Genomic DNA, 17,076 nt, shown 5'->3' on the forward strand with positions numbered 1-17,076 from the left:
TCGGCCGAAGTCCAGCCGGGAAGCGCATGACTCGGCCGGGAAGCCAGCCACCAAGCGATCACGAACACCCAACATGACAAGCAGCAACAACACCAACTGAAGGAGAGCCCCAGTGGCTGAGATGTACTACGACGACGACGCCGACCTGTCCCTGATCCAGGGCAAGAATGTCGCGGTCATCGGCTACGGCAGCCAGGGTCACGCCCACGCGCTCAACCTGCGTGACTCGGGTGTCGACGTGCGCGTCGGCCTGCAGCCCGGCTCGAAGAGCCGCGCGAAGGCCGAGGAGGAGGGCCTGCGCGTCCTGACCCCCGCGGAGGCCGTCGAGGAGGCCGACGTGGTCGTGATCCTCGCGCCCGACCAGCACCAGCGCAAGCTGTACGCCGAGGAGATCGAGCCCCACCTCGCCGAGGGCGACACCCTGGTGTTCGGCCACGGCTTCAACATCCGCTTCGGCTACATCAAGGCGCCCGAGGGCGTCGACGTGATCATGGTGGCCCCGAAGGCGCCCGGTCACACCGTGCGTCGCGAGTACGTCGCCGGTCGCGGCATCCCCGACATCATCGCGGTCGAGCAGGACGCGTCCGGCCAGGCCTGGGAGCTCGCCAAGTCCTACGCGAAGGGCATCGGTGGCACCCGCGCCGGAGTCATCAAGACCACCTTCACCGAGGAGACCGAGACCGACCTGTTCGGTGAGCAGGCCGTGCTCTGCGGCGGCATGTCGCACTTGGTGCAGGCCGGCTTCGAGACCCTGACCGAGGCGGGCTACCAGCCGGAGATCGCCTACTTCGAGGTGCTCCACGAGCTCAAGCTCATCGTCGACCTCATGTGGGAGGGCGGCATCGCCAAGCAGCGGTGGTCGATCTCCGACACCGCTGAGTACGGCGACTACGTCTCGGGCCCGCGCGTCATCGACGCCGGCGTCAAGGAGCGCATGCAGGGTGTCCTCGCCGACATCCAGAGCGGTGCCTTCGCGGAGCGCTTCATCGCCGACCAGGACAACGGCGCCAAGGAGTTCAACGAGCTGCGCGACAAGGAGGCCGGCCACCCGATCGAGGCCACCGGCAAGACCCTGCGCTCGCAGTTCGCCTGGAAGCAGGCGGACGACGACTACACCGAGGGTTCCGCTGCTCGCTGAGGAACACAGGGAGGGCGGCTCCTCATTGACCGCCTTCACCACGAGAGCCGTGGGCCCGGTCGTCACGACCGGGCCCACGGCTCTTTGTTCGTGTGCCGGTTGCTCCTGCTCAGACGGGGCGGTCCCGAAGATGGGTGGCAGCCCCCATGGATCTCGACCGACGACAAGGTTAGGCACGCCTAAGCCAGGGGCGTATCCTGCGGTTGTGCTGTCCAACTACCTGATCGGCCTGCGTGAGGGCCTCGAAGCCGCGCTGGTCGTGAGCATCCTGGTTGCCTACCTCGTGAAGTCAGGCCGCACCGAGCTGCTGCCCCGCATCTGGGCCGGTGTCGGCATCGCCGTTCTGGTCTCGCTGGGCTTCGGCGCGGCACTGACCTACGGCCCTCGCGGACTGACCTTCGAGGCCCAGGAGTTCATCGGCGGCACGCTCTCGATCGTCGCGGTCGGCTTCGTGACCTGGATGGTGTTCTGGATGGCGCGTGCGGCCAGGGGCCTGGGTGGCGAGCTGCGCGGACAGATCGACGTGGCCGCCGAGGGCGGTCGTTGGGGCCTGGTGGTCGTGGCCATGTTCGCGGTCGGCCGCGAGGGCCTGGAGACGGCGCTGTTCATCTGGGCAGCAACCCAGGCAGGCACGCGGGATGAGGTCGGCACCGTCACGCCGACCTGGGAACCCCTCCTGGGCGCGGCCCTGGGCATCCTCACCGCTGTCGTCCTCGGCTACCTGATCTATCGGGGCGCCATCTCGATCAACCTGGGCACGTTCTTCACCTGGACGGGTGGATTCCTGATCGTGGTCGCCGCCGGCGTCCTGGCCTACGGCGTGCACGACCTCCAGGAGGCGCGCTTCCTGCCGGGGCTGCACGACCTGCTCTTCGACATCAGCGACAGCATCGACCCCGCCGGGTGGCTGGGCACGCTGATCAAGGGCGTCTTCAACATCTCGATGGCCACCACCAAGCTCGAGGGCGTGGTGTGGCTGCTCTACCTCGTGCCGACGATGACGCTCTTCCTGCGGGGTGCCCGCCGTCGCTCGGCTCCCACCAAGGACGTCGACCGCGCGTCGGTCGCCTGATCCCGCCCGATCCACACCGCCTGACCGCTACCGCTCGACCCCTCACCGCTCGACCCAGTCCGCTCGAACCACTCCTCCCGAAGGACGACAATGCCGAACCGCAAGCTGGCCGTGCTGGTCCCGATCCTCGTGGCAGCACCGCTGCTCGCCTCCTGCACCGAGAACGCGAAGTCCGACGACTCCGACCCCCGTTCCATCACGGTCGTCTCGAGTGATGACGGATGCGACGTCTCCAAGGTGGAGGCCCCGGCCGGCACGCTGACCTTCGACGTCACCAACTCCGGGCAGAAGGTCACCGAGTTCTACCTGCTGGCCGAGGACGGGCTGCGCATCATCGGTGAGGTCGAGAACATCGGCGCCAACCTCAACAGTCGCCTGACCGTTGCCGTCCCGGAGGGCGACTACGTCACTGCCTGCAAGCCCGGCATGAAGGGCGACGGCATCCGCGCCGACTTCTCCGTCACCAGCTCCGACGAGGAGGTCGAGGTCTCCGAGGACGAGCAGGCCATGATCGACCGGGCCAACGCCAACTACCTGGCCTACGTGCAGGACCAGAGCGACCAGCTGCTCACCAAGACCACCGAGTTCGTCAACCTCTACAAGACCGGCAAGGACGACGAGGCCAGGGCGCTGTACGCCGACGCGCGGGTCCACTGGGAGCGCATCGAGCCGGTCGCCGAGTCGTTCGGCAACCTCGACCCCCTGATGGACCTGCGTGAGGCCGACGTCGCCGAGGGCGACGACTGGACAGGGTGGCACCGCATCGAGAAGGACCTGTGGCCCGAGGAGGCCAAGGGCTACAAGGCGCTCACCCCGAAGCAGCGCATGTTCTTCGCCGACGACCTGCTGAAGAACACCAAGAAGCTCGACCAGCAGGTCGACGGCGACCTGAGCTTCACCGTCGACGGCATCGCCAACGGCGCCACGGGACTGCTCGAGGAAGTGGCGAGCGGCAAGGTCACCGGTGAGGAGGAGATCTGGTCGCACACCGACCTGTGGGACTTCCAGGCCAACGTCGACGGCGCCCGCGTTGCCTTCGAGGGCGTCAAGGCGCTGCTCGAGACCAAGGATCCCGAGCTCGCCGAGACCCTGACCGCCCGCTTCGCCGACCTGCAGGAGCTGCTGGACGCGCAGAAGACCGATGACGGCTTCACCTACTACGACGAGCTCACCCCGGCGGAGGTGAAGCAGCTCTCCAACGCGGTGAACGCGCTGGCCGAGCCGCTCTCCAGGCTGACGGGTGCCCTGCTGGACCGCGCATGAAGCAGCCGGCCCTCTCCCGTCGCGCGCTCCTGACCGGGAGCGCGGCAGCCGTGGGCGTGGTCGGGGGACTCGCTGCGGCCCAGGCTGCGGGCTCCGCTGACACGCCGGTGGCGTCCGGCCCCGCGGCGTACGCGTTCCACGGTGACCACCAGGCCGGCATCGTCACCCCGGCCCAGGACCGCCTGCACTTCGCCGCCTTCGACGTGATCACCGACTCCCGCGAAGCACTGATCGCGCTGCTGGTGGAGTGGACCGAGGCCGCCGAGCGGATGACCGCTGGCGGCTCGGCGGGACCGATCGGTCCCACCGAGGGCGACGCCGACCTGCCGCCCGACGACACGGGTGAGGCGATCGGCCTGCCCGCCTCGCGCCTGACGCTCACCTTCGGCTTCGGACCGACACTCTTCCGCACGGCCGAGGGCGAGGACCGGTTCGGCATCGCCGACCGGCAGCCGACGGTGCTCCAGCCGCTGCCACACTTCCCGGCGGACGCGCTCGACCCGGAGCGGTCGGGAGGGGACCTGTGCATCCAGGCGTGCGCCGACGACCCCCAGGTAGCCGTGCACGCGATCCGCAACCTGGCCCGCATCGGGTTCGGCACGGTCGCCGTGCGCTGGTCGCAGCTCGGTTTCGGGCGCACGTCGAGCACCTCGACCTCGCAGGAGACACCGCGCAACCTCTTCGGCTTCAAGGACGGCACCGCCAACCTGAAGGCCGAGGAGTCCGATGCACTGGCCGAGCACCTGTGGGTGGCGCGCGGCGACGACCCGAGGGCTGACTGGTTGGCGGGAGGCTCCTACTTGGCGGCGCGCCGCATCAACATGCGCATCGAGACCTGGGACCGACAGTCCCTGCAGGACCAGCAGGACATCATCGGTCGCACCAAGCAGACAGGGGCGCCCCTCTCGGGTGGTGAGGAGTTCAGTGAGCCCGACTTCACCATGCCGGGGCGTGGCGGGCCGATCATCCCGGTCGATGCCCATGTGCGCCTGGTCCATCCGAGCACGAACGGCGGCTCGCGGATCCTGCGCCGGGGCTACAACTTCGTGGACGGAAGTGATGACCTGGGTGGCCTCGACGCCGGGCTGTTCTTCATCGCCTACGTCCGGGACCCGCAGGAGCAGTTCGTCCCGATGCAGACGCGGATGGCCAGGTCCGACGCGATGATGGAATACCTGAAGTTCACCGGGTCCGCGCTGTTCGCCGTGCCGCCCGGCACCAGCCCGGGGGAGTACGTCGGCCAGTCGCTGTTCGCCTGATCACGGCTCGGTCAGGAACCAGGTTCCGCCGGTCTTGACGACCGGCTGCTCCGAGGTGGTGTGGTTTGACTTGCCGTCGAAGGTGTAGTTGTAGCGGAAGGTGATCGTCCCCTTCGTGCCGTGGACCTCGATCGCGCCGGGCCTGACGGCGATCTTGTCGCCCGCGGGCAGCGGAGTTGCGGCCGCCTTCCGGCACGAGACCAAGGACTTCTTCGGGACCTTGTCGACGTACAGGTCCATGTAGTCGCAGGCGCCCACGTCGCCGTCGTAGATGGCCTTGGTCCACTCGGCGTAGTCGTCGGCGAGCTGCTTGACCTGGTTCCTGGCGTCACCGGAGCCGGGGGTCCGCACGAACGTCCTGGACGGTGGGGTGGAGCTCGACGGCGCGGGGAGGTTCAGCTGGCTCGGGTCGCTGGTGCCGCTCTGCGAGGTGGTGGTGCTGGGACCGTCTCCGGCCACTTCGTCGTGGTCGTCAGCAGTGGCCAGCACGATGGCCGTGGTCCCCACCCCGGCGACCAGGAGAACACCGCACACGACGCCCGCGATCATCGCGGCCTTCCTCCCGCCACCCGGCCCGGAACGTCCGTGCTGGTCGCCGGCACCGCGCCCACCGAGGGCAGCTGCGCCGCCACGAGAGCCGCTGCCGCGGGGGGACCGATGAGGTCCTCCGAGCGACGCGAAGGGGTCGCCCTGCGGGACTGCGCCATAGGGGAGCGGCTGCCGCGCCGGAGCCGGGGGCGGACCGGGAACCGGACGCCCGCACGACGTGCAGAAGGCGTCGGCGGGAGTCAGTGGTCGGCCACAGGAGGGGCACAGCGGGGCGTCCATGGGGTTCACGATGCCCACATTCTGCCTGCGTCAATCATGCGGACGGCGGCCACCCCGGCACCGGGGTGGCCGCCTGTCGGTCGAGGTCACTTGACCTCTGAGCGGCGGACCAGGGCCAGGCCGACGAGCAACGGGATGAGCAGCCAGATGGTTCCGGTGACGGCCAGGTGCGCCCAGTCCTCGCCCGTGGGGGAACCCTCGAACAGTGCTCCCTGGGCGTAGGCGAAGTCGACCCACGGCCAGATGTCGCGGAACCACTCCTGGAGGTTGCCCAAGGTCATGAACAGCGTGGGCAACAGGGCGTTGAAGACGAAGTAGCCCACGATGGCGCCGGCAGAGTTGCGGATCAGCAGGCCGAGCATGGAGCCGATCAGCATCCCGAGGATGTTGGCCAGCACGATCAGCGAGAGCTCCTTGACGCTCACGTTCCACGTCGTGTCGACGCCCGCGATCGCCGTACCCACGATGTTGCCGAGGGCGCCGATGGCCATGGCCACCAGCATCGACGCCACGCCGACGCCGACCGAGCAGATCAACTTGGCGTGGATCACCCGGCTGCGGTGCGGGATGAGGGTGAAGGTGGTCAGCCCGGACCGCTGACTCCACTCGCTGGAGATGGAGAGCAGTCCCACGATCGGCAGGATCAGTGCGATCGGGAAGCCGATGGCGGTCGCGAACGCCTCGTAGGTCAGCTCCGAGTCCGGGGCGAACATGATGGTGGCCCCGGTGGCCAGGACGGCTGCGATCCCGATGCTGGCGATCAGCCAGAACCCGGAGCGGGTGTCGAACATCTTGATCAGCTCGACCCGGACGATGCGACTCATCGGGATCGGGGCGTGGGTCGTCGTCCCGGTGGCCTCGGCGGCGGGGGCGACCTCTGTCAACGTGGTCATGCTGCTGCACCTTCTCGTTGGGTCTCGGCAGTGAGCTCGAGGAACATCTCCTCGAGGCCCGCGTTGTCGGAGGATCGCAGCTCGGTGAGTGCGATCCCGGAGTTCAGGGCGATCCGGCCGACCTGCTCGGCCGGCGCCTCCGTGCGGAGCGCGCCGTCGTCACCGGAGGTGACGACCAGCCCTGCGTTGCGCAGTGCCTGCGAGAGGTCGGCCGTCGCGGTGGAGCGGACCACGGTTCCGGCGGCGTGCAGGAGCTCGGCCTTGGTGCCCTCGGCGACGATCCGGCCGTTGCCGATCATCACCAGGTCGTCGGCGATCACCTCGATCTCGTGCAGGAGATGGCTGGACAGCAGCACCGTGCCCCCACGGTTGGCGTAGCCGCGGAGCAGGTCGCGCATCCAGCGGATGCCGGCCGGGTCGAGACCGTTGGCCGGCTCGTCCAGGATCAGCACCTCCGGGTCACCGATCAGTGCGGTGGCGATGCCCAGGCGTTGGCGCATGCCGAGCGAGTAGTTCTTCACCCGACGCTCCGACTCACGCTCGGTGAGGCTGACCAGCTGCAGCATCTCGTCCACCCGGGCCTTGGGGAGTCCCATGGTGCGCTGCGCGATGGCGAGGATCTCGCGTCCGGTGCGGCCGGCGTGCTGGGCCGAGGCGTCGAGGAGCACGCCGACCTCGCGGCCCGGGTTGGGCAGGTCGGCGAACGGACGACCGAGGATCGTGGCGGAGCCCGAGGAGGACTCGGTGAGACCGACCATGACCCGCATGGTGGTGGACTTTCCGGCGCCGTTGGGTCCGAGGAACCCGGTGACCCGGCCCGGCTGGGCGATGAACGAGACGTCGTCCACGGCGGTGAAGCCGCGGTAGGTCTTCGTGAGGTGGTCGACTGTGATCATGGTGGAAGCCTCGCCTCCGCGCGCCGGTGCGCACATCGGGGAGACCAACCCCGATGACCCCCGAGCAACCCTGAGCCGACCCTGAGCCTTCGGTCGGCAGCGCTCAGGGTCCGGGAATTCTTCGGGTGTGCGACAGCGTTGTGCGGACATGCGAATTGATGTGTGGTCCGACGTCGTCTGCCCGTGGTGCTACATCGGCAAGCGCCGTCTGGAGAAGGCCCTCTCCGGCTTCGAGCACGCCGACGACGTCGAGGTCGTGTGGCACTCCTACGAGCTGGATCCGGCCGCGCCCGACGTGCCCACTGAGCGCACTGTCGAGGTGCTGGCCCGCAAGTACGGCGGCGGCGTGGAGAACGCGCAGAAGATGATGGACCAGGTCGAGGCCGTCGCCGCGGAGGAGGGCCTGCTCTACCGGCTCTCGCAGACCCAGCGGGTCAACACGGTCGACGCCCACCGGCTGCTCCATCTGGCACGGCACGACGGTGGTCCCCTGCTGCAGGGCCAGTTGAAGGAAGCCCTGCTCGCGGCGTACTTCGTCGAGGTGCGCAACGTGGCCGACCACGAGACCCTTGCCGAGATCGCGACCGGTGTCGGCCTCGACGCCCCGCGGGTGGCCGAGGTGCTGGCCAGTGATGAATTCCGTGACGAGGTGTACGTCGACGTGGCGCAGGCGGGCGCCTACGGAGCGACCGGCGTCCCGTTCTTCGTGGTGGCCGAGAAGTACGGCGTCTCCGGTGCCCAGCCGGTCGAGGTCTTCACCCGCGCGCTCGAGCAGGCCTGGACCGAGTCCCACCCGGCCGTGACCATGGTCGACGGATCGGGGAGCGCGGAGGCCTGCGGGCCCGACGGCTGCGCGATCTGAGCGAACCGGCGCGGGATCGACGATCGCTCAGTAGGAGGGCGACTCCGACGGCTCGTACTCGGTGCTGGGCTCAGCGGACGGGGACTCGGCCTCGAAGTCCAGCTTCCAGTCGCCGTCCTCCTTGACCATCGGGAGCTCGGTCTCCTGGGTGGTCGGCTCGGAGCCGCCGTAGGAGCTGCTCACCTCGACAGTGGCCTCGGCGGTGTCTCCGTCCACCTCGGCACTGATGAACTTGACCGTGGCCGTGTTGTCGGAGGAGGCGTTGGCCTCGGCCTCGGTGTGACAGCTGTCCAGGTCCTCGTCCTCGGTGCCCGCGATGAGCTCGACGAGCTCGTCACACGCGCTGCTGTCACCGTCGAGCAGGCGCTGGTAGCTGTCGTTGTAGTCGGTGATGGCCTTCTCGATCTGTTCCTCGTCGCTCATCGAGTCCTTGTCGTCGCTGTCGTCGCCACCGAGGGTGAGGAACAGGATGGTGGCCACGATGGCGCCGATGAGGAGAACGGCAACTCCGAGGATGATCCACATCTTGGCGTTGCCGCCCTTGGTGGGCTGCTGGCCGGGGGGACCCCACTGCTGCCCAGGACCCTGCGGACCACCGGGGCCCTGCTGTCCGTAGGCAGGCGGGGGCTGCTGCCAACCCTGGCCGGGTGCGGCGCCGGGCCGTGCCCCTTCTTGGGCACCCTGTTGGGCCCCTTGTCGGGCACCTGGCTGGCCGCCGCCGTACGGCTGCTGCGGGGAGTCTGCACCCTGCGGCGAGGACTGCTGGGCGGCGGCCGGAGTCCATGGTTGCTGTCCGGAGGCGCTCTGGCCGGAGCCCGGGTTCGACGGGGGAGCCGCCTGGGGGCCCGAGTGCGGCCCGGCCTGCGGTGAGCTCGGCGGGCGGGAGCCGATGCGCGTCGGCGCCTCGTCGCTGGGGACGATCGGCGTCGACCGACCACCGGTGAACGGTGCGCCACAGCTGGCGCAGACCGCGGCGGAGTCGTCGTCGCGGCGAGTGCCGCACTGCTGGCAGAAGGCTTGGCTCATGCAGCGCAGTCTCCCACCGGGGCCGACCTTCAAACCAAACAGCGGGCCGATTGCATGATTATGCAGAGGTCTGTATACACTTGAGTCATGTCCAAGGTACTGACTTCACTTCCGGTCGGCGAGCGCGTCGGCATTGCCTTCTCCGGTGGCCTCGACACGTCCGTGGCCGTCGCCTGGATGCGTGACAAGGGCGCCATCCCCTGCACGTACACCGCCGACATCGGCCAGTACGACGAGCCCGACATTGCCGGCGTACCCGGTCGTGCGCTGCAGTACGGCGCCGAGCTGGCCCGCCACGTCGACTGCAAGCAGCAGCTCGTCGACGAGGGCCTCGCCGCCCTGGCCTGCGGTGCCTTCCACATCCGCTCGGGTGGTCGCGTCTACTTCAACACCACGCCGATCGGGCGCGCCGTCACGGGCACGATGCTGGTGCGGGCGATGCACGAGGACAACGTCGACATCTGGGGCGACGGCTCGACCTTCAAGGGCAACGACATCGAGCGGTTCTACCGCTACGGCCTGCTGGCCAACCCCGACCTGCGCATCTACAAGCCGTGGCTCGACCCCGACTTCGTGAACGAGCTCGGTGGGCGCCACGAGATGAGCGCGTGGCTGACGGAGCGGAACCTGCCCTACCGCGACTCGCAGGAGAAGGCCTACTCGACGGATGCCAACATCTGGGGCGCCACCCACGAGGCCAAGACCCTCGAGCACCTCGACGTCTCGCTCGAGACGGTCGAGCCGATCATGGGCGTGAAGTTCTGGGACCCTTCGGTCGTCATCGAGACCGAGGACGTGACGATCGGGTTCGAGCAGGGCCGCCCGGTCAGCATCAACGGCAAGCGCTACGACGACTCGGTGGCCCTGGTGCACGAGGCCAACGCCCTCGGCGGTCGCCACGGGCTGGGGATGTCCGACCAGATCGAGAACCGCATCATCGAGGCCAAGTCGCGCGGCATCTACGAGGCGCCCGCCATGGCGCTGCTGTTCATCGCCTACGAGCGGTTGGTCAACGCGGTCCACAACGAGGACACCATCGCGCAGTACCACAACGAGGGCCGCAAGCTCGGTCGCCTGCTCTACGAGGGCCGCTGGCTCGACCCGCAGGCGATGATGATCCGGGAGTCGATCCAGCGTTGGATCGCCTCGCTCGTCACCGGGGAGGTGACCGTCCGGCTGCGTCGCGGTGAGGACTACACCGTCCTGGCCACCTCTGGGCAGAACTTCAGCTACCACCCCGACAAGCTGTCGATGGAGCGCACCGAGAACGCCGCGTTCGGTCCGCTGGACCGCATCGGCCAGCTCACCATGCGCAACCTCGACATCGCCGACTCGCGCTCCAAGCTCGAGATGTACGCCGGCCAGCCGCTCGACCAGGGCCAGGTGCTGGTCGAGAACGGCACGCTCTTCGGCGAGCTCCCCGCCGGTGGCGCCGACCGCATCACTGACCGGGGCGAGCCGGTCAGTGACGAGGACGAGGCCCTCGACCGCGCCGCGATGGAGTTCGGCACCGACTGACCTCCTCCTGCGCGAACGGGCAACTCTTGCTGCGCGAACGGTGGATTCTTGACGTCCGAACGGGCAATTCTCGAGGTGTGACCTCAAGAATTGCCTGTTCGCCGCGCAAGAACTGCCCGTTCGCGCAGCAACAATCCACTGTTCGTGTCAGAGGCGGAGGGGGCGGCGGGTGCCGGTCGCGCCGATGTCCTCGAGGAAGCCCTGGTCGTGGGAGACCACCATCAGCGCGCCCCGGTAGGAGGCCAGCGCGGACACCAAGGCGTCGTACGAGCTGAAGTCGAGGTTGTTGGTCGGCTCGTCGAGCAGCAGCAGCTGCGGGGCTGGTTCGGCGAGCAGCACGGCAGCCAGGGTGGCCCGGAACCGTTCCCCGCCTGACAGGGTGCCGACGAGCTGGTCGCCCTTCGCCCCGCGGAACAGGAAGCGCGCCAACCGGGCCCGGACCTCGTTGTCGTCGGCGTGCGGAGCCCGTTGCTTCACGTTCTCGAAGACCGTCAACGAGTCGTCGAGCGTGTCGAGGCGCTGGTCCAGCATGCCGATCGGGACCTTCACCTCGAGCAGTCCCTCGGCTTCGACGGCGCCGGTGATCGTGTTCAGGAGCGTGGTCTTGCCGCTCCCGTTCGCGCCGACGACGGCGATCCGTTCGGGGCCGCGCAGGTCCAGCTCGACGCGGGCGCCAGTACGCAGGGCCAGGTCAGCCCGGAGCACCTCACGCCCGCGTGGCACCTCCGTCGCCGGCAGGTCGACCCGGATCTCGCGGTCGTCGCGCACCTTGGCCTCGGCCTCGTCCAGCCGTTCCTTGGCCGACTCCAGTCGATCCTCGTGGAGCTGGCGGTACTTCCCGGCCGAGACCTGGGCAGCACGCTTCCGGAGCTTCATGACGGCGCGCGGCTCGCGCTTGGTCGCATACATCTTGTCCGCATAGCGCTTGCGTCCCGACAGGATCCGCTGCGACTCGATCAGGTCGTTCTTCTGCTTGCGCATGTCCTGTCGCGCGGTGGTGGCGGCCTGGACGGCAGCCTCCTGCTCGGCCTCGACCTGGGCGGCGTACGCCGTGTAGCCGCCGCCGTACCACTGCACGGAACCCTCGCGGAGGTCACCGATCCGGTCCACTCTCTCGAGGAGGTCGCGGTCGTGGGTGACCACCAGCAGGGTGCGTCGCCACGTCTCGACCACGCCGTACAGGTGCTCGCGCGCCGAGGTGTCGAGGTTGTTGGTCGGCTCGTCGAGGAGCAGCACGTCGGGACGCTGCAGGAGAACGCGGGCCAGGCCGAGCTGCACGGCCTCGCCGCCGGACAGCTCGCCGAGGCGCCTGTCGAGGATGTCGTTCGGGAGCCCGAGCCGGTCGAGCTCGGCGGCCACGCGTTCCTCGATGTCCCAGTCGTCGCCGACGGTCGCATAGTCGGTCTCGTCGACCGATCCCGACTCGATGGCCCGGATGGCAGCCCGGATCCGGCGTACGCCGAGGTGGTCGTCGACCCGTTCCTCGGCCCGAAGGGTCAGGTCCTGGCGCAGCCAGCCCACGCGTCCCTCGGCCCGGACGCTGCCTGAGGTGGGGGAGAGGTCGCCGGCGGCGAGCCGTAGGACGGTGGACTTCCCGGTGCCGTTGTCACCGACCAGCCCGGAGCGTCCGGGCGGAACCAGCAGGTCCAGGTCGTCGATGACCACCGAGCCGTCCGGCCAGGCGAAGGTGAGGTGGGTGAAGCGCAGGGGAGAAGACAAGAGCGTTCCTCTGGGATGCGAGGGGGAACCACCCGTCGACGACGGGCTTCACGGGCGCTCTCAGGACTTCACGCCGACAAGGATGCCGACCGAGGGTGCCACCGTGCAAGTGGTTTTCCGGGCGGGGAGTGTCACGCGCCAGCACCGCGGCCGGGGGACGATCGACTGACCCTGACGTTCGTGGACTCGCTTCGCCGACCACGGAGGGTCGGGTAGCATGGGCCGTTCCGGGCACAGCGTCGTGCACGACCCTCCACCAGGCCGAGAACTGGCCGTGGAGGAGTCCGCCAATCCACGAGACAACCATCGAGGAATCCGCTGTGAGCAAGCCCGTCGTACTCATCGCCGAAGAACTGAGCCCCGCAACCGTCGACGCGCTCGGTCCCGACTTCGAGATCCGCCACTGCAACGGTGCCGACCGTGCCGAGCTGCTGCCCGCCATCGCCGATGTCGACGCGATCCTGGTCCGTTCCGCGACCAAGGTCGACGCCGAGGCGCTGGCGGCTGCCGCGAAGCTCAAGATCGTCGCCCGTGCCGGGGTCGGTCTCGACAACGTCGACGTCAAGGCCGCGACCCAGGCCGGCGTCATGGTCGTCAACGCGCCGACCTCCAACATCGTGTCCGCCGCGGAGCTGGCCGTCGGCCTCATGCTCGCCGCCGCGCGCAACATCAGCCCGGGTCACGAGGGCCTGCGCAACGGTGAGTGGAAGCGGTCGAAGTACACCGGCATCGAGCTCTACGAGAAGACCGTCGGCATCGTCGGCCTGGGCCGGATCGGCGTGCTGGTCGCCCAGCGCCTGAGTGCCTTCGGCATGAACGTCGTCGCCTACGACCCCTACGTGCAGCCGGGCCGTGCCGCCCAGATGGGCGTGCGCCTGGTCGACCTCGACACGCTCCTCACCGAGGCCGACTTCATGAGCGTCCACCTCCCCAAGACCCCCGAGACGATCGGCCTGATCGGCGCCGACGAGCTCGCCAAGGCCAAGTCCAACCTGGTCCTGGTCAACGCTGCCCGGGGTGGGATCGTCGACGAGACCGCGTTGTACGACGCCCTGAAGACCGGCCGCATCGCTGCCGCCGGCCTCGACGTGTTCGCCAAGGAGCCGTGCACCGACAGCCCGCTCTTCGAGCTCGAGAACGTCGTGGCCACCCCGCACCTCGGAGCCTCCACCGACGAGGCCCAGGAGAAGGCCGGCATCGCCGTGGCCAAGTCCGTGCGGCTCGCTCTCTCCGGTGAGCTCGTCCCCGACGCGGTCAACGTGCAGGGCGGCGTGATCGCCGAGGACGTCCGTCCCGGGATCCCGCTCACCGAGAAGCTCGGCCGGGTCTTCACCGCGCTGGCCGGCGAGGTTGCCCAGTCGATCGACGTCGAGGTCCGCGGCGAGATCACTGAGTACGACGTCAAGGTGCTCGAGCTGGCCGCCCTCAAGGGTGTCTTCGCCGACATCGTCGAGGAGCAGGTCTCCTACGTGAACGCGCCGCTGCTGGCCGCCGAGCGCGGCACCGCCGTGCGCTTGGTGACGGAGGCCGAGAGCCCCGACCACCGCAACCTGATCACCGTCCGGGGCACCCTGTCCGACGGCTCGCAGGTCTCCGTGTCGGGCACGTTGGTCGGCCTCGCGCAGAAGGAGCGCCTGGTCGAGGTCAACGGGTTCGACCTCGACATCGAGCCCACCGACCACCTGGCCTTCTTCGTCTACGAGGACCGCCCGGGCATGGTCGGCACGGTCGGCGGGATCCTGGGTGACGCGCAGATCAACATCGCCGGGATGCAGGTTGCCCGCGCCGGCAAGGGTGGTCAGGCACTGGTGGCCCTGTCGGTGGACTCCGACATCGCTGCCGACACGCTCGCGGAGATCCAGCAGGCCATCGCCGCCCAGACCGTGCGCTCGGTCGACCTCGGCTGATCCGACGCTCGTTGCGGGGCCCGACCGGTTGTCCGGTCGGGCCCCGCTCGCGTTGGTGGCTGCGGGACCATGCGTGCTGCGGGACCTTGCGTGCTGCGAAGATCTTGCGTGCTGCGAGGATCTTGCGTGCTGCGACGATTGACACCCGGACGGTCATAACCGCAGCGCCGTCGCATCGTTGAACCATCAACACGTCCTGCACCGGAGGCTTGCCTCCGGGCAAGCGGTCGACACAACTTCGAGGAGTCCTCACGTGCGTTTCTCGGTGGCACGCATGGGAACGTCGGTGCTGCTCGTGGCCGGCCTGCTGGTGGCCGCTCCACAGGCGGTGGCCGCGACGGTCGACGCCCCGACGGCGCGGTCCAGCGCTGTCGCGGCACCCACCTTGGAGAAGAAGGCCCGCAACCTCGGCACGGTTCTCCTCTCCGGGCGCACGGCCAAGCGCAAGGATCGCATGGTGCTGCAGCGTCGTACGGCGAAGAAGCGGTGGGTCCGCGCCGAACGCTTCACCTCGCGCAGGCACAGGTTCCGCATCGTCGTGTGGAAGAAGCGGCGGCGCACGCCGTACCGGGTCGTCGACCGGTCGAGTCGTCGCAGGTCCGAGGTCAGGAGGGTCCCGAGGCTCCGGGTCACCCGTGACGCCTGCGGCGTGCGACCGCTGAAGGCGAGCGGTGAGCCGTGGCGGTGCTCCTTCCACGACGACTTCGAGGGGACGACCCTCGACCTGTCCAGGTGGACGATCCAGAAGGACGGCTTCATCACCGGCGACCCGCCCGGGGCTGCCGCCTGCTACAGCGGGAAGAACGTCTCGGTGGCCGACGGTTCCCTGAGGTTGGTCGCGCGTCGTGCCAGCTTGCTCGAGTGCCCCGGACTGGCCGGCATCACGAAGATCTTCACCTCGGGGATGGTCTCCACCCATGACACCTGGTCCCAGCGCTATGGCCGCTTCGAGGCCCGGATCCACAACACCGCGACCACTCGACGTGGCCTGCACGAGGCCTACTGGTTGTGGCCCGACGAGCGCTACGGCGCCGTCAACGGTGACGAGATCGACATCTCCGAGACCTACTCGGTCTACCCGACGCTCTCCGTGCCCTACCTGCACTACGGCGCCGACGACGGTGCCGTGCTGAGTGGGCCCGAGCAGAACACGGCCTACGACTGCATGGCGCACCGCGGCGAGTGGAACACCTATCGCATGCAGTGGTCGGCCAGTCGGATCCGTATCTGGGTCAACGGTGACCTGTGCCTCAGCAACACGTCGGGCAGCCCGGCCTTCCGCAAGCGCTACATCATGATGTTCACCCAGGCGCTCGGATCCGGCACCAACGCCTACAACCTCCTGCTGCCGCCGCCGATCCCGGCCACGATGAAGGTCGACTACGCCCGCGTCTGGCGGTGAGCGGCCCGGTTCGTGGGCCGGTCGTCGGGTGGTCGACCGGGGCATCCGGGACCTGTCCTCGACCTGACGGCCAGCTCGGGCTGTCGCGCCTGACAGGGCCGTCGAAGGAAGTCCATGCTGCACGCCGCCGGCTTCCGGTCCAGTATCCCGGTGGTGGTGGTCGCGCTGGCAGCCCTGCTGGTCACCGCAGTCCCGGTGCCCGCCACGCCCGCCGTCGCCGGTGAGCGGACGCGGCCGACTCTGGAGAAGAAGGCCCGCAACCTCGGCACGGTTCTCCTCCACGGGCGCACGGCCAAGCGCAAGGATCGCATGGTGCTGCAGCGGCGTACCGCGACGAGGCGGTGGGTCCGCGTCAAGCGGTTGACGTCGCACAGGCACAGGTTCCGCATCGTCGTGCGGAAGCTGCGGCGGCGCACGCCGTACCGGGTCGTCGACCGGTCGAGTCGTCGCAGGTCCGAGGTCAGGAGGGTCCCGAGGCTGCGCGTCACCCGTGACGCCTGCGGCGTGCGACCGCTGAAGGCGAGCGGCGAGCCGTTGCGGTGCTCCTTCCACGACGACTTCGACGCCGCCACGCTGGACCCCACCCTGTGGCGGCCGCAGACCAGCACCTACGCGACGGGGACGCCCGGGGCCTTCGCCTGCTACAGCGCAGACAACGTCAGGGTCAGTGATGGCTCCCTGCGGTTGCTGCTGACGGAGGGCGAGCCCCACGACTGCCCGGCCATGGCGGAGCACGAGGAGAGCACGACGCCCTACACGGCCGGGATGGTGTCGACGTACCACCGCTTCTCCCAGCAGTACGGTCGGTTCAAGGCCCGCATCCGCAGCACCGAGGCAGACGTCAGCGGCCTTCACGAGGCGTTCTACCTGTGGCCGGACGTCCGCCACGTCGATCCCAGCACCATGGAGTACGGCGAGATCGACATCTCCGAGACCTACTCGGTCCACCCCGACTGGAGCATTCCCTACCTGCACTACCCGACGGAGCGGGAGTACGGACCGATCACCGCCGGCGAACACACCAACACGGCGTACGGGTGCACCGCGTCGCGGGGCGAGTTCAACACCTACCGGCTGGACTGGACCGCGTCGCGCATCGAGATCCGAGTGAACGGCAGGCTGTGCCTGACCAACACCTCGGGTGACCCGGCCTTCCGTGAGCGGTACATCGTGTCGCTGACCCAGGCGATGGGACGGGAGAACGATCCGTTCACGGCGGACACGCCACGACCTGCGTGCATGGAGGTCGACTACGTGCGGGTCTGGCGCTGACGCAGGCTGCTGCTCGCGCTC

General features: G+C 68.9%; 14 protein-coding genes. 9 read left to right on the forward strand and 5 right to left on the reverse strand.

Going from position 1 to position 17,076, the window contains the following annotated elements; genetic code table 11:
• Positions 1–112: 112 nt before the first annotated feature.
• The 4 genes from ilvC (at position 113) to efeB (ending at position 4,732) form a co-directional block, all read left to right on the forward strand.
• Entirely contained in the window at positions 113–1,138 is a 1,026-nt protein-coding gene (ilvC, locus tag ncot_RS05550) for a ketol-acid reductoisomerase (RefSeq protein WP_168616712.1), read from the forward strand.
• 205 nt (positions 1,139–1,343) lie between these two features.
• The gene (gene efeU / locus ncot_RS05555; protein WP_168616713.1) at positions 1,344–2,210 is read left to right on the forward strand and encodes an iron uptake transporter permease EfeU; all 867 of its coding nucleotides are present in this window, start codon (positions 1,344–1,346) and stop codon (positions 2,208–2,210) included.
• Positions 2,211–2,300: 90 nt separating this feature from the next.
• Positions 2,301–3,473 carry an iron uptake system protein EfeO gene (gene efeO, locus ncot_RS05560; RefSeq protein WP_168616714.1) on the forward strand — a complete coding sequence of 391 codons (1,173 nt, stop codon included), beginning with the start codon at positions 2,301–2,303 and terminating at the stop codon, positions 3,471–3,473.
• The gene (efeB, locus tag ncot_RS05565; RefSeq protein WP_168616715.1) at positions 3,470–4,732 is read left to right on the forward strand and encodes an iron uptake transporter deferrochelatase/peroxidase subunit; all 1,263 of its coding nucleotides are present in this window, start codon (positions 3,470–3,472) and stop codon (positions 4,730–4,732) included. The genes efeO and efeB overlap by 4 nt, the downstream gene beginning before the upstream one ends.
• On the opposite strand, the gene ncot_RS05570 is transcribed toward efeB, so the two are convergent.
• The 3 genes from ncot_RS05570 to ncot_RS05580 form a co-directional block, all read right to left on the reverse strand.
• Positions 4,733–5,281, reverse strand: a complete 549-nt coding sequence (locus ncot_RS05570) for a hypothetical protein (protein ID WP_168616716.1) — start codon at positions 5,279–5,281, stop codon at positions 4,733–4,735.
• 365 nt (positions 5,282–5,646) lie between these two features.
• Positions 5,647–6,453: an ABC transporter permease subunit gene (locus ncot_RS05575; protein WP_168616717.1), complete on the reverse strand. Its 807-nt coding sequence runs from the start codon at positions 6,451–6,453 to the stop codon at positions 5,647–5,649.
• On the reverse strand, positions 6,450–7,349 hold the full coding sequence (locus tag ncot_RS05580) for an ATP-binding cassette domain-containing protein (protein WP_168616718.1): 900 nt from the start codon (positions 7,347–7,349) through the stop codon (positions 6,450–6,452). Before ncot_RS05580 ends, ncot_RS05575 begins: the two co-directional genes overlap by 4 nt.
• A gap of 148 nt (positions 7,350–7,497) precedes the next feature.
• Between ncot_RS05580 and ncot_RS05585 the strand changes: the two genes are divergently transcribed.
• On the forward strand, positions 7,498–8,211 hold the full coding sequence (locus ncot_RS05585; protein WP_168616719.1) for a DsbA family oxidoreductase: 714 nt from the start codon (positions 7,498–7,500) through the stop codon (positions 8,209–8,211).
• A 27-nt stretch (positions 8,212–8,238) separates the two neighbouring features.
• On the opposite strand, the gene ncot_RS05590 is transcribed toward ncot_RS05585, so the two are convergent.
• Positions 8,239–9,237 (reverse strand): hypothetical protein, encoded by a 999-nt coding sequence (locus ncot_RS05590; RefSeq protein WP_168615747.1) that lies wholly within the window; start codon positions 9,235–9,237, stop codon positions 8,239–8,241.
• A gap of 87 nt (positions 9,238–9,324) precedes the next feature.
• Here ncot_RS05590 and argG point away from each other — a divergent pair, with 87 nt between their 5' ends.
• Positions 9,325–10,755, forward strand: a complete 1,431-nt coding sequence (gene argG / locus ncot_RS05595; protein WP_168616720.1) for an argininosuccinate synthase — start codon at positions 9,325–9,327, stop codon at positions 10,753–10,755.
• A gap of 147 nt (positions 10,756–10,902) precedes the next feature.
• Here argG and ncot_RS05600 read toward each other — a convergent pair whose 3' ends face one another.
• On the reverse strand, positions 10,903–12,474 hold the full coding sequence (locus tag ncot_RS05600; protein WP_168616721.1) for an ABC-F family ATP-binding cassette domain-containing protein: 1,572 nt from the start codon (positions 12,472–12,474) through the stop codon (positions 10,903–10,905).
• A 320-nt stretch (positions 12,475–12,794) separates the two neighbouring features.
• On the opposite strand from ncot_RS05600, the gene serA reads away from it, so the two are divergent.
• From serA to ncot_RS05615, 3 genes are all read left to right on the forward strand, one after another.
• Positions 12,795–14,381: a phosphoglycerate dehydrogenase gene (serA, locus tag ncot_RS05605; RefSeq protein WP_168616722.1), complete on the forward strand. Its 1,587-nt coding sequence runs from the start codon at positions 12,795–12,797 to the stop codon at positions 14,379–14,381.
• Positions 14,382–14,634: 253 nt separating this feature from the next.
• The gene (locus tag ncot_RS05610; RefSeq protein ID WP_168616723.1) at positions 14,635–15,783 is read left to right on the forward strand and encodes a glycoside hydrolase family 16 protein; all 1,149 of its coding nucleotides are present in this window, start codon (positions 14,635–14,637) and stop codon (positions 15,781–15,783) included.
• A 114-nt stretch (positions 15,784–15,897) separates the two neighbouring features.
• On the forward strand, positions 15,898–17,055 hold the full coding sequence (locus tag ncot_RS05615; RefSeq protein WP_168616724.1) for a glycoside hydrolase family 16 protein: 1,158 nt from the start codon (positions 15,898–15,900) through the stop codon (positions 17,053–17,055).
• The last annotated feature ends 21 nt before the right edge of the window (positions 17,056–17,076 follow it).

Source organism: Nocardioides sp. JQ2195 (genome assembly GCF_012272695.1).
Taxonomy (GTDB): Bacteria; Actinomycetota; Actinomycetes; order Propionibacteriales; family Nocardioidaceae; genus Nocardioides.

Excerpts from the sequence above, each read along its gene's own strand:
- ncot_RS05585 (WP_168616719.1), top strand. The coding sequence starts at position 7,498 with ATGCGAATTGATGTGTGGTCCGACGTCGTCTGCCCGTGGTGCTACATC.
- ncot_RS05615 (WP_168616724.1), top strand. The coding sequence starts at position 15,898 with ATGCTGCACGCCGCCGGCTTCCGGTCCAGTATCCCGGTGGTGGTGGTC.
- efeB (WP_168616715.1), top strand. The coding sequence starts at position 3,470 with ATGAAGCAGCCGGCCCTCTCCCGTCGCGCGCTCCTGACCGGGAGCGCG.
- efeO (WP_168616714.1), top strand. The coding sequence starts at position 2,301 with ATGCCGAACCGCAAGCTGGCCGTGCTGGTCCCGATCCTCGTGGCAGCA.
- argG (WP_168616720.1), top strand. The coding sequence starts at position 9,325 with ATGTCCAAGGTACTGACTTCACTTCCGGTCGGCGAGCGCGTCGGCATT.
- ncot_RS05570 (WP_168616716.1), bottom strand. The coding sequence starts at position 5,281 with ATGATCGCGGGCGTCGTGTGCGGTGTTCTCCTGGTCGCCGGGGTGGGG.
- ncot_RS05590 (WP_168615747.1), bottom strand. The coding sequence starts at position 9,237 with ATGAGCCAAGCCTTCTGCCAGCAGTGCGGCACTCGCCGCGACGACGAC.
- ncot_RS05575 (WP_168616717.1), bottom strand. The coding sequence starts at position 6,453 with ATGACCACGTTGACAGAGGTCGCCCCCGCCGCCGAGGCCACCGGGACG.
- ncot_RS05580 (WP_168616718.1), bottom strand. The coding sequence starts at position 7,349 with ATGATCACAGTCGACCACCTCACGAAGACCTACCGCGGCTTCACCGCC.